General features: G+C 71.5%; 11 protein-coding genes. 4 read left to right on the top strand and 7 right to left on the bottom strand.

The window, feature by feature from the left end; all coding sequences use genetic code 11:
- Positions 1-146: 146 nt before the first annotated feature.
- Complete coding sequence (locus AC07DC_RS19460) at positions 147-1355, top strand: lipase family protein (protein WP_478915661.1); 1209 nt, start codon at positions 147-149, stop codon at positions 1353-1355.
- A 76-nt stretch (positions 1356-1431) separates the two neighbouring features.
- Here AC07DC_RS19460 and AC07DC_RS19455 read toward each other — a convergent pair whose 3' ends face one another.
- Positions 1432-3333, bottom strand: a complete 1902-nt coding sequence (locus AC07DC_RS19455) for an AMP-dependent synthetase/ligase (RefSeq protein WP_478915660.1) — start codon at positions 3331-3333, stop codon at positions 1432-1434.
- 77 nt (positions 3334-3410) lie between these two features.
- On the bottom strand, positions 3411-4721 hold the full coding sequence (locus AC07DC_RS19450; protein WP_478915659.1) for an acetyl-CoA C-acetyltransferase: 1311 nt from the start codon (positions 4719-4721) through the stop codon (positions 3411-3413).
- Positions 4722-4803: 82 nt separating this feature from the next.
- Between AC07DC_RS19450 and AC07DC_RS19445 the strand changes: the two genes are divergently transcribed.
- Positions 4804-6114 carry a 3-oxoacyl-ACP reductase gene (locus tag AC07DC_RS19445; RefSeq protein WP_478915658.1) on the top strand — a complete coding sequence of 437 codons (1311 nt, stop codon included), beginning with the start codon at positions 4804-4806 and terminating at the stop codon, positions 6112-6114.
- Between the two features lie 139 nt (positions 6115-6253).
- Positions 6254-7123 (top strand): MaoC family dehydratase, encoded by an 870-nt coding sequence (locus tag AC07DC_RS19440; protein WP_478915657.1) that lies wholly within the window; start codon positions 6254-6256, stop codon positions 7121-7123.
- Here AC07DC_RS19440 and AC07DC_RS19435 read toward each other — a convergent pair.
- Positions 7086-7706, bottom strand: a complete 621-nt coding sequence (locus AC07DC_RS19435; protein WP_478915972.1) for a TetR/AcrR family transcriptional regulator — start codon at positions 7704-7706, stop codon at positions 7086-7088. The genes AC07DC_RS19440 and AC07DC_RS19435 overlap by 38 nt on opposite strands.
- A 179-nt stretch (positions 7707-7885) precedes the next feature.
- On the opposite strand from AC07DC_RS19435, the gene AC07DC_RS19430 reads away from it, so the two are divergent.
- Positions 7886-8434 carry an FHA domain-containing protein gene (locus AC07DC_RS19430; RefSeq protein WP_478915656.1) on the top strand — a complete coding sequence of 183 codons (549 nt, stop codon included), beginning with the start codon at positions 7886-7888 and terminating at the stop codon, positions 8432-8434.
- 94 nt (positions 8435-8528) lie between these two features.
- Here the strand turns inward: AC07DC_RS19430 and AC07DC_RS19425 are convergent, their stop codons facing one another.
- The 4 genes from AC07DC_RS19425 to mqnE all read right to left on the bottom strand — a co-directional run bounded on the left by AC07DC_RS19425 (position 8529) and on the right by mqnE (position 12188).
- Positions 8529-9854, bottom strand: coding sequence for a dicarboxylate/amino acid:cation symporter (locus AC07DC_RS19425; RefSeq protein ID WP_478915655.1), 1326 nt, complete (start codon positions 9852-9854; stop codon positions 8529-8531).
- 200 nt (positions 9855-10054) lie between these two features.
- On the bottom strand, positions 10055-10342 hold the full coding sequence (locus AC07DC_RS19420) for a DUF4229 domain-containing protein (protein WP_138355162.1): 288 nt from the start codon (positions 10340-10342) through the stop codon (positions 10055-10057).
- A gap of 29 nt (positions 10343-10371) precedes the next feature.
- Positions 10372-10890: an N-acetyltransferase family protein gene (locus tag AC07DC_RS19415; RefSeq protein ID WP_478915654.1), complete on the bottom strand. Its 519-nt coding sequence runs from the start codon at positions 10888-10890 to the stop codon at positions 10372-10374.
- Positions 10891-11024: 134 nt separating this feature from the next.
- Positions 11025-12188 (bottom strand): aminofutalosine synthase MqnE, encoded by a 1164-nt coding sequence (mqnE, locus tag AC07DC_RS19410; protein WP_478915653.1) that lies wholly within the window; start codon positions 12186-12188, stop codon positions 11025-11027.
- Positions 12189-12264 lie beyond the last annotated feature (76 nt).

Here is a 12264-nt window from a genome sequence, read left to right as displayed (position 1 = left end):
GCGTGGACACGGTGAGCTGAACCCCTTGGAGTGAATGCTGCCCCGGGTCAGCAAAGGTGAGCGGCGTGGTCAACGCCGGGCCTACCCGCGAGTCACTACGGTCCCTGTACCCCACAACCTTCCACCGTATTGATGGGAGAGCCGCAGTGCAGAGCACCGTACGACGCATCCGGCACACCGTCCTGGCGGCCCTGGCCGCCCTGGCCCTGACGACCGCGCTGACCGCCGCCGCGGCCCCGGCCGAGGCTTCGGCCACGGCCCAGGCCCCGGCTCACTCCCCGGCCGGCGCCGCCTCCGCCGGACAGCCCGGCGACATCGTCAGCGCCCAGCCGAGCCGCTTCATGCCCAACCCCCTCGTCCTCACCGACACCAGGGCCTGGAAGATCCTCTACCGGTCCACCACCGCCACCGGCGCGCCCAACACCGTCTCCGGCACCGTCCTCGTGCCCAACGACGGCCGCACCGGACAGCGCCCCCTCGTCACGTACGCCGTCGGCACCGTCGGCCTCGCCGACAGCTGTGCGCCCTCCCGCGGCTTCCCGACCGGGACCACCGCCGAGGGCAGCCTCATCTGGCAGGCGCTGCTACGCGGCTGGGCCGTCGCCGTCACGGACTACGAGGGGCTCGGCACCCCCGGTACCCACACGTACACCGTCGGCCGGGCCGAGGGGCAGGCCGTCCTCGACGCGGCCCGCGCCGCCGAACGGCTGCCCGGCACCGGTCTGAACGCCGCCACGCCCGTCGGCATCATGGGCTACTCGCAGGGCGGCCAGGCCTCCAGCTGGGCCGCCGAGATCCATGACTCCTACGCACCCGACCTGAACGTCAGGGGCACCGCCACCGGTGGCGTCCCGGCCGATCTCCTCAAGGTCGCCGACTTCAACGACGGAGGCGTCGGCGCGGGTCTGATCCTCGCCGCGGCCGTCGGCCACGACGCCGCGTACCCGGCGCTCGACCTCGCCAAGTACCTGAACGACAGGGGCCGGTCGGTGGTGGACATCGTCAAGACGCAGTGCGTCGCCATCGACGCCATCGCCGGTCTCTTCCAGCGCATCGACCAGGTCACCGTCAGCAACCCGCTCTACCAGGCCGACTGGCAGAGCGCGCTGCGCGCCGACGCGCTGGGCACGCACGCGCCCGACGCGCCGGTCTACCTCTACCACGGCGTCATCGACGAGCTGATCCCCTACACCGTGGGGCAGCAACTGCGCACCGACTGGTGCGCGAAGGGCGTAAACGTCCAGTGGCAGTCCATGCCGCTCGGCCACATCACGGGCGCCATCGCGGGATCGCCGTTCGCCATGGCGTGGCTCGCCGACCGCTTCGCCGGCCGCCCCACCGCGGCCAACTGCTGACCCTGATCAGCGACGCTGTCGCCGACCGGGCCGGTTCCCCGGTCCGGGCCGGCGTCGGCACGTCTCTCCTCGTCCGTCACCGCCCGCGGTAGAGCTCGTCGATCTCCTTCGAGAAGTCCCTCGCGACAGCGGCCCGCTTGAGTTTCATCGAGGGCGTCAGATGGCCCGAGGCCTCGGTGAACTCCACCGGCAGCACCCGGAAGCGGCGTATCGACTCCGCCCGCGACACCGTCTCGTTCGCGTCGTCGACGGCGCGCTGGATCTCCGCGAGGAGCTCCGGGTCCTCGGCCAGCTGCGCCGGACGGACGCCGTCGCGGTGGTGCATACGGCGCCAGTGGCTGATGCCGTCGGGTTCGAGGGTGATGAGGGCGGCCACGTAGGGACGGTTCTCGCCGACCACCATGCACTGCCCCACGAGGGGATGCGCCCGGAGACGGTCCTCCAGCGGAGCCGGGGCGACGTTCTTGCCACCCGCGGTGATGATGATCTCCTTCTTGCGGCCGGTGATGGTCAGATAGCCCTCGGCGTCGAGTTCACCGATGTCACCGGTGGCCAACCAGCCGCCGTTCACCGGGTGGTAAGCGCCGACCCGGCCGTTCCAGTAGCCGCCGAACACCATGCCACCGCTGAGCAGCACCTCTCCGTCGTCGGCGATCCGGACGGCGGCGCCGGGCAGCGGCCAGCCGACGGTGCCGAGCCGCGGGCGCAGCGGCGGGGTGACGGTGGCGGCGGCCGTGGTCTCCGTCAGCCCGTAGCCCTCGAAGACCACGACGCCCGCGCCCGCGTAGAAGGCGGCGAGGCGGCGGCCGAGCGGGGAGCCGCCGCAGATCGCGTAGCGGACCTTGCCGCCGAGGGCGGCGCGGATACGCCGGTAGACGAGCGGGTCGTAGAGCGCGTGGGCGGCCCGCAGCCCGAGCGAGGGCCCGCGACCGGTGCCGGACTGCTGCGCCTCCAGGGCCTCGCCGTACCGCCGCGCGATCGTGGCGGCCCGGTCGAAGGAGGCGGCCCGGCCCATCGACTCGGCCGTGGCGCGGCCGGTGTTGTAGACCTTCTCCAGCACGTACGGGATCGCGAGCAGGAAGGTCGGCCGGAAGCCGGCGAGGTCGGACAGCAGATCCTCGGTGGCGATGCTGGGGGCGTGGCCGAGCTTGACCCGGGCCCGCAGGCAGCCGACGGCGACCATCCGGCCGAAGACGTGCGACAGCGGCAGGAAGAGCAGCGTCGAGGCGGGCTCGGCGCTCACCGACTTGAAGACCGGATGGAGCAGCTCGATGGAGTTGTCGACCTCGGCGAAGAAGTTGCCGTGGGTGAGGATGCAGCCCTTCGGGCGGCCGGTGGTGCCCGACGTGTAGATGAGCGTGGCGACGCTGTCGGGTCCGAGGCCGCCGCGCCGGCCCTCGATGAGGATGTCCGGCAGCTCCCGCCCTTCGGCGATCAGCTGGGAGACGGCGCCCGCGTCCAGCTGCCACAGATGCCGCAGCCCGGTCAGCGCGCGGCGCTGCCCGCTGATGAGCCGGGCCTGCTCGACGCTCTCCACCGCGCAGGCCACCGCGCCCGAGTCGGAGAGGATCCAGGCGGCCTGCGAGGCGGAGGACGTCGGGTAGATGGGGACGGTGATCAGGCCCGCGGCCCAGGCCGCGAAGTCCAGCAGCGTCCACTCGTACGTCGTGCGCGCCATGATCGCGAGCCGGTCGCCGGGGCGCAGCCCGGCGGCGATCAGCCCCTTCCCCACGGCGACGACCTCGTCGCGGAACGCCGCGGCCGTGATGTCGCGCCACTGCCCGCGCTCGTCCTTGCGGCTGAGAACAGCCTCCTGCGGGGCCTCCGCGGCGTTGCGGAACGGGATGTCCGCAAGGCTCCCTGAGCTCTCGGGCGGCACGAGCGCCGGCACGGAGGCCTGCCGGACCGCACCGCCCGACACGACGAGATCCGGTTCCACAGCGACGAGTTGGGACGCGATCGGGCTCTTACGGGACATCAGGGCTCTCCTGGTTCGCGGAATCGTACGGCGGCTCTCGCTAGGCGGATCAGCGGCGTTCAGCGTCCGACGGCGGTTCAGGGACGTTCGAGTACGGCGGTGACCCCCTGGCCGCCCGCGGCGCAGATGGAGAGGAGCCCGCGCCCCGGCCCGCCGCGTTCGGCGAGCAGCGCGGCGAGGGTCGCGACGATGCGGGCGCCGGTCGCCGCGAAGGGGTGCCCGGTGGCGAGCGACGAGCCGGCCACGTTCAGCCGCTCCCGGTCCACCGTTCCCAACGGGCCCGCCAGGCCCAGCCGTCCGGTGCAGAACTCCTTGTCCTCCCAGGCGGCGAGGGTGGCCAGGACCTGCGAGGCGAACGCCTCATGGATCTCGTAGAGGTCGAAGTCGTCGAGGGCGAGCCCGGCCCGTTCCAGCATGCGCGGCACGGCGAACGCGGGCGCCATCAGCAGACCTTCCTCGTCACCCATGGGGTTGCCGACGAAGTCGACGGCGGCCGTCTCGTACGCGGTGAGGAAGGCGAGCGGCTCGAGCCCGTGGTCGGCCGCCCACTCCTCGCCGGCCAGCAGGACGACGGCCGCGCCGTCCGTGAGGGGTGTCGAGTTCCCGGCCGTCATGGTGGCGCCGCCGTCCAGCACGCCGAAGACCGGCCGCAGCCGGGCGAGCCGCTCGGCCGTCGAGTCCGGGCGCAGGTTCTGGTCGCGGTCCAGTCCCCGGAAGGGGGTCACCAGGTCGTCGAACAGGCCGCGTTCGTACGCCGCGGCGAGCCGCTGGTGGCTGGCGGAGGCCAGTTCGTCCTGCGCCTCGCGGGCGATCTCCCACCGCTTGGCGGTGAGCGCCGCGTGCTCGCCCATCGACAGACCGGTGCGCGGCTCGGCGTTGCGCGGGATCTCCGGTACGAGATGACGTGGCCGGACGCGTGCCAGCGCCTTGGCGCGCGCACCCGCGGACTTCGCGCGGCGCACCTCCAGCAGGATCCGCCGCAACTCTTCGTTGACGCCGAGCGGCGCGTCACTCGCGGTGTCGGCGCCGCCCGCGATGCCGCAGTCGATCTGGCCGAGCGCGATCTTGTTGGCGACGGCGATGATCGCCTGCAGCCCGGTGCCGCACGCCTGTTGGATGTCGTAGGCGGGCGTGGCGGGGTCGAGGGTGCTGCCCAGCAGGACCTCGCGGGCGAGGTTGAAGTCGCGGCTGTGCTTGAGGACGGCCCCGGCCACGAACTCCCCCACGCGCTCACCGCCCAGCCCGGTCCGTCCCACCAGGCCCGCCAGCGCCGCGCCCAGCATGTCCTGGTTGGACGCGGTGGCGTACGGCCCGTCGGAGCGGGCGAACGGTATGCGGTTGCCCGCCACCACCGCGACCCGGCGCGGGCTGTCCTTGCGATCGATCATCGGCGGGCTCTCCCTTGGCTGGGTGCTGACTCACCAGTAGCCTTACCGGCGGTAAACTTACTGCAGAGTAAGGAGAAGGCCAATGGCCGATCGCTATCTCCGCTTCACGGGTACGGCTCCCGGCCGCTTCCTCTCCGGCCGCCTCGGCCTCCCCCAACCGACCACGCTGCGCCGCTGGTCACCGGAATACCCCGACCTGGAAGGACCGGTCCTGCGCCTGGCTGCGCGTGCCCCGCGTACGGAGGACACGCCCGCCGCGGAGCCCGCGCCCGCCGCTGTTGTGCTGGACGCCACCGGCGTCTGCGAACCGGCCGCGCTGCACGACGTGTACGCGGCGCTGCACCCCGTCGTCCGCTCGCTCGCGCCCTGCGGCCGGCTGATCATCCTCGGCGCCGTCCCGGATCCGGCCGACCCCCACCAGGCCGCCGCCCAGCAGGCGCTCGAAGGGTTCGTCCGTTCCCTGGGCAAGGAGATCGGCCGCGGCCGAACTGTCCAACTGCTGCGCCTGGCACCCGGCGCGGACTCCGGGTCGACGCTGCGCTTCCTCCTCTCCCCCAAGTCCGCGTACGTGAGCGGCCAGGTCATCGAGATCGGCCCGGCCGACGCCGTTTCGGCTGTTCCCGCTGCCGCCACCGCTGCCGCCACCGCTGCCGCGGATTCCGCCCCTGGCACCCGGATCGCCCTGGTCACCGGCGCCGCGCGTGGCATCGGCGAGTCCGTCGCCGCCACGCTCGCCCGCGACGGCCACCACGTCGTCTGCCTCGACGTCCCGCAGGCCGAGGAGGCCCTGGCCGACGTCGCGCGACGGCTGGGCGGCACCGCACTCGCCCTGGACATCACCGCTCCGGACGCCGGGGAACGCATCGCCGCCGCACTCCCCGGAGGTCTGGACGTGCTCGTCCACAACGCCGGGATCACCCGTGACCGCAAGCTCGCCAACATGGCCGCCGACCGCTGGGACTCCGTCCTCGACGTCAACCTCGGCAGCGTCATCCGCACCACCGACCACCTGCTGAAGTCCGGCACCCTGCGGGACGGCGGCCGGATCGTCGCCACCGCCTCGATCAGCGGCATCGCGGGCAACGCCGGCCAGACCAACTACGCCGCCTCGAAGGCGGGCGTCATCGGCTTCGTCCGCGCGCTCGCGGCGGATCCGCGCACGGCCGGCCACGGCATCACCGTGAACGCCGTCGCTCCCGGCTTCATCGAGACGAAGATGACCGCGGCCGTCCCGCTGTTCATCCGCGAGGCGGGGCGCCGGATGAACTCCCTCGGCCAGGGCGGGCTTCCCGTCGACGTGGCCGAGACCATCGCCTGGTTCGCGGATCCCGGGTCGGGCGGTGTCACGGGGCAGGTCGTGCGCGTCTGCGGCCAGAGCCTGCTGGGCGCGTAACCCGCGCCGACCCACCCCCCGCATCACGTAGCCCGCAGTCCGCATCCCACATTCCGCGGTCCGCAGTCCGCAGTCCGCAGTCCGCAGTCCGCAGTCCGCAGTCCGCAGTCCGCAGTCCGCATCGAAGGGACGACCCGACGTGCCCACCCGCACTCTCGCCGCGCCACCGCGGCTGCCCCTCGTCCTGGCCCGGGGCGCGCTCGGCTCGCGCCACAAGCGCGGGCGTCCGCGCGACACCGCGGCGCCCACCGACCGGTTGGTCCTGCCCGCCGCCCGCATCGACCCGGGTCGGCTCGCCGCATACGCACGGGTCTGCGGCTTCACCCAGACCGCGGGCCCGGTACCGCTGACCTACCCGCACATCCTCGGATTCCCGCTCGCCGCGCAGCTGATGGCGGACCGCGCGTTCCCGCTGCCCCTGCTCGGACTGGTGCACACCTCCATCGAGATCACCCAGCGGCGCGCCCTGCACGCGACCGACCGTCCCGAACTGACCGTCCACACGTCAGCACTCCGCCCGCACCACCGCGGCACCGAAGCCGTGATCGTGACCGAGTCCCGCCTCGGCGGTGAACTCGTCTGGTCCGACAGCAGTACGTACCTCGCCCGGCACAGCGGCGCCACCGGCCCGCGCCCCGATGACGCGGCGCAGCCCGCGGGAACCCCGCTCCCCGCCGTCGCCACCTGGCAGCTCACGGCGGATCTCGGCCGCCGCCATGCCCGGGTGTCGGGCGACTACAACCCGATCCACCTCCACCCCTGGACCGCGAGACCCCTCGGCTTCCCCCGCGCCATCGCCCACGGCATGTGGACCGTGGCCCGCTGCGCGGCCGAGGCGGTCCCCTTGGACGCCGAACAGGTCACCGTGCGAGCCCAGTTCAAAGCACCGGTGCTGCTCCCGGGCCAGGTGACCTACGCGGCCGACGCCGCTCCTGGTGCCTTCGAGCTGCGCAGCGGCGACCGCGTCCACCTCACGGGCGAGGTGGTTCCCAGCGCCGGCCGTTCATGAGGTTGTCCAGGCCGGCCCAGGCGAAGTTCATCAGCGTCGCCGCGGTGTCCTTGCCCGACTGGCCGGGCTGCCCGCACCCCCAGCCCGCCAGCGACTCCGCCGCGCCCACCAGCGCGTGCGCCAGCCCCGCGATCTCCCGCTCGGCGAGCTCACCCTCGCAGTTCGCCTCCCGGGCCGCGGCCGCGATCAGCTCCCGTACGAACTCGGCGATCTCCGCGCGCATCAGCGCGACCTCGTCCGCGAACGGCTCCCCCTGGGTCCGCGCCTGCTGATACAGCACGGTCCAGCCGTCCGGGCGCTCCGTCGTGTGCGTGAAGAAAGCCCGTAGCCCGCACCACAGTTGCCGGTCCGGCGCCCCCCCCGGCTCCACGCCGGCCCGCACCGCCGCGGTGAGCGCCGCCGCCTCCCGCCGGATGCACGCGGTGAACAGCTCTTCCTTCGAATTCAGATACAGATAGACGAGCGGTTTTGACACCCCCGCCGTCTCGGCGATCTCATCCATCGAGGCCGCCCGGTACCCCCGCCGCGCGAACGTCGCCACCGCCGCGTCGAGCATCTGCTGCTCGCGCACCTGCCGCGGCACCCGCTTGGTCTTCCCGCCCACCCCTGTGCCACCTCTCGCGTAGCGCTACCCGCAAGTAAGCCTACGGGGCGGGTCTCCCCCGGTCCGGCGACCTGGGGGCACCGGACCGAGCGACCGGGAGAACCGGCCACCTCCCGTGAATCTGGACACGACCCCACTCACGGGCCGACAATCCCACCATGACGTCCCCCGAGTTCCGCGCCCCGGGCGTACGGCCGTCGGAGACCGAGCGGGACCACGCCCTCGAAGTGCTGCGTGCCGGGACCGGCGACGGCCGGCTCTCCCACGACACCTTCATGCACCGCATGCACATCGTGCTCACCGCCCGCAGCCGCGCAGAGATCGACGGAGCCCTCGCCGACCTCCCCTCGCGCGGCCGCGCCCCCCAGCTCTTCCTGCTGCGCGCCGTCGCCCGCGTCTCGGCGCTCTCGGTACGGCTGCGCGGCAGTTGGCGCACCGAGCAACTCCCGGGCCTGCGGCTGCCGGAGCCCGGACCGCAGCCGCTGCGCATCGGCCGCGCCCCGGTGTGCGACCTCCGCCTCGGCCACGACTCGGTCTCCCGCACCCACGCCGAGCTCCGCTACCAGGACGACGCCTGGCTCCTCTCCGACCTCGGTTCCCTCAACGGAACCCACGTCAACGGCCTCCGCATCACCGGCACCGTCCGCGTCCACCCCGGCGACCACGTGGCCTTCGGCAGCCTCAACTTCCGCCTCGCCTCGGGCTGATCCGTCCGGGGGCCGGTGTCCTTTCCGGAGCACATGAAAGTGCCCCCGATCCCTGGAATTCGCCCAGGGATCGGGGGCACTGCTGTGTACGGTGCTACGCCGCTACCGGGACGCGCGCTTCGTTCTCCGCGTCCACGTCGTCGTCCATCAGGCTGTCGATGTCCGCGCCGTGCGCCGTGGCGTACTTGGCGCGGTCGAGGATGTTCTCGCGGGCCGCGACGATGACGGGGACGACGGACTGGCCGGCGACGTTCGTGGCGGTGCGCATCATGTCGAGGATGGGGTCGATCGCCAGGAGGAGGCCGACGCCTTCGAGGGGGAGGCCCAGGGTGGAGAGGGTCAGGGTCAGCATGACCGTGGCGCCGGTGAGGCCCGCGGTGGCGGCGGAGCCGATGACCGAGACGAAGGCGATCAGCAGGTAGTCGCCGATGCCCAGATGCACGCCGAAGACCTCGGCGATGAAGATGGCGGCCAGGGCCGGGTAGATCGCGGCGCAGCCGTCCATCTTGGTTGTGGCGCCGAACGGGACGGCGAAGGAGGCGTATTCGCGCGGGACGCCGAGGCGTTCAGTGACGCGCTGGGTGACCGGCATGGTGCCGACCGAGGAGCGCGAGACGAAGGCGAGCTGGATGGCGGGCCAGGCGCCGCGGAAGAACTGCAGCGGGCTGACCTTGGCGACGGTGGCGAGCAGCAGCGGGTAGACGCCGAACATGACGAGGGCGCAGCCGACGTAGACGTCCGCGGTGAAGGTCGCGTACTGCTTGATCAGGTCCCAGCCGTAGGTGTTGATGGCGTTGCCGATCAGGCCCAGCGTGCCGAGCGGGGCGAGCTTGATGACCCACCACAGCGCCTTCTGCAGCAGTTCGAGGACCGAGGAGCTGAGGGTGAGGATCGGCTCGGCCTTCTCGCCGAGCTGGAGCAGCGCGATACCGACGACGGCGGCCATGAAGACGATCTGCAGCACGTTCAGTTCGGTGAACGGCGAGATGACGTCGGTCGGGATGATGCCGGTGAGGAAGTCCAGCCAGGAGCCGGTGTGCTTGGGCTTGGAGCCGTCGGCCGGGGTGAGGCCGCTGCCGGAGCCGGGGTTGGTGAGCAGGCCGATCGCGAGGCCGATGGAGACCGCGATCAGCGACGTGATCATGAACCAGAGCAGTGTGCGGGTGGCCAGCCGGGCGGCGTTGGAGACGTTCCGCAGGTTGGTGATGGAGACCACGATGGCGAAGAAGACCAGCGGGGCGACCGCGAGCTTGAGCAGTTGGACGAAGATCGAGCCGATCTCGTCGAGGGTCTTGCCGAGCCAGGCGATGTCGCCGCTGCGGGCGATCCAGCCGAGACACACACCGAGGACCAGACCGCCGAGGATCTGGGCCCAGAACGGGATCTTGGGTATGCGTACGCGACTGGATGTATGAGGCATGTTCCTGACGCTAACATCAGGGCTTTGAGAAACCCAAAGTCATTCTTTGGGTTCCGATGAACGGAACCGGCCCGATCCGCGCGCGGACAGCACAAAGCCCCGCCGGGAACAGGGTGTTCCCGGCAGGGCATGGCGAAGCGTGTGACGAGGGTTACTCACCGACCCCCGGCGGTCCTGCGGCCCGAGTGTGCCGAGCGGTGCTACGCGGTGCGCGCGGCGTCGTCCGCCGCGTCCTCCGCGCTCTGGCTCTTGGCGAAGTTCGCCCGGCTGCGCTCGACGCGCGCGGAGACCTGCGCGGACGCGGCATCGCGGGCGCCGCGCAGCAGCACGAAGCTCAGCGGCGCGGAGATGACGAGCGCGAGCAGCGCGACCCACAGGAGGTTGGAGCCCCCGAGTCCGGCCGGCAGGATCCGCAGGGAGACCAGACCCCAGATGACCGCGAAGCAGCCGACGAAGAGGCCAAAACGCATGGCGGTGTAACGGAACATGGTTCCAGTGAAGCACGGCCCCCCGACGATCAGTGCAGGGGGAGCCACATAGTGATGTCGTCGCGGAAGTCGTCGGCGGAGACGCGGATCGCGTCCGGTACGCGGCCGACTTCCTTGAAGCCGCAGGTGGCGTAGAAGCCGTCCACGCCGGTGCCGCCGCGCACCCCGAGCCGGATCGCGTCGAAGCCCAGGTCGCGGGCGAAGTCGATGCCTTCGCGCAGCATCCGCTGGCCGCGCCCGCCGCCCTGCAGGGCCGGGTCGACCATGACGGTGACCATGGTGCACCAGTGCCGCATCAGCCGGTGGGTGTTGAGCTTCAGGAAGACCGTGCCGATCGCCCGCCCGCCCTCGTGGGCGACGAGCAGCCGCTGGGTCCCCGCGTCGACCGCCTCGAACTGCCCGTCGGCGACCGGGCGTACGTCCTCGGCCGTGACCGGCGGGACGAAGCCGACCGCACCGCCGGCGTTGGAGGCGTCGGTCCAGATCCGGAGGATCTCTTCGCGGAGGCCGGTGGACAGCTCGGGGTCGCGCGTAAAGGTAAGGGTCATAGAGCGATAGTAGCTATTACCCCGGCCGCCCGGCAACGGTATACGGGTTACGGAGAACGCGAAGGCCCCGGCGACGCGCATGTGCGCGTCGCCGGGGCCTTGAGCAAGCCGGCAGGCAGTCGGACTGCGGGAAGTCAGAGGCGCATCGGCTGCGGGGACTCGCGCCGGTCGGCGTTCGGCCCCGGGTACTCGCGGATGATCTCGTAGCGCGTGTTGCGCTCGACCGGCCGGAACCCGGCGTCGCGGATCAGGTCCAGGATGTCGTCGCGGTTCAGCTTGTTCGGCGTCCCGTACGCGTCAGCGTCGTGCGTGATCTTGTACTCGACGACCGAGCCGTCCATGTCGTCCGCACCGTGGTTCAGCGCCAGCTGCGCGGTGGCCAGGCCGTGCATCACCCAGAAGACCTTGACGTGCGGCACGTTGTCGAAGAGCAGCCGGGAGACGGCGAACGTCTTGAGCGCGTCGGCGCCGCTGGCCATGGTGGTGCGGGCCTGCAGCGTGTTGCGGATCTTGCCGTCCTTCATGTCCACGAAGTCGTGCTGGTACCGCAGCGGGATGAAGACCTGGAAACCGCCGGTCTCGTCCTGCAGTTCACGCAGCCGCAGCACGTGGTCCACCCGGTGCTTCGGCTCCTCGATGTGCCCGTAGAGCATCGTCGAGGGGGTCTTGAGACCCTTCGAGTGCGCGAGGCGGTGGATCCGGGACCAGTCCTCCCAGTGGGTGCGGTGGTCCACGATGTGCTGCCGGACCTCCCAGTCGAAGATCTCGGCGCCGCCGCCGGTCAGCGACTCCAGGCCCGCGTCGATCAGCTCGTCCAGGATGTCGGAGGCGGACAGACCGGAGATGGTCTCGAAGTGGTGGATCTCGGTCGCCGTGAACGCCTTCAGCGAGACGTCCGGCAGCGCCTCCTTGAGGGCCTTCAGCGAGCGCGGGTAGTACCGCCACGGCAGCGTCGGGTGCAGGCCGTTGACGATGTGCAGCTCGGTGAGGTTCTCGCCCTCCATCGTCTTCGCGAGACGGACGGCCTCCTCGATGCGCATCGTGTACGCGTCCTTCTCGCCCGGCTTGCGCTGGAACGAGCAGTAGGCGCACGACGCGGTGCACACGTTCGTCATGTTGAGGTGGCGGTTGACGTTGAAGTGGACGACATCGCCGTTCTTCACCGTCCGCACGTGGTGCGCGAGACCACCCAGCCACGCAAGGTCGTCGGACTCGTAGAGGGCGATTCCGTCCTCACGGGTCAGCCGCTCACCCGCGTAGACCTTCTCCTCCAGCTCACGCTTGAGTCCAGCGTCCATGCCCATTCCTGCCGCCTCCTGTATGACCGAATCGACCCGATCGAGCCTACTCACTCCCCCAGCCTTCGGCCGGGAG

It is taken from the genome of Streptomyces sp. NPDC045021, from assembly GCF_056432645.1.
This window is presented reverse-complemented; position numbering and strand designations above follow the sequence as displayed.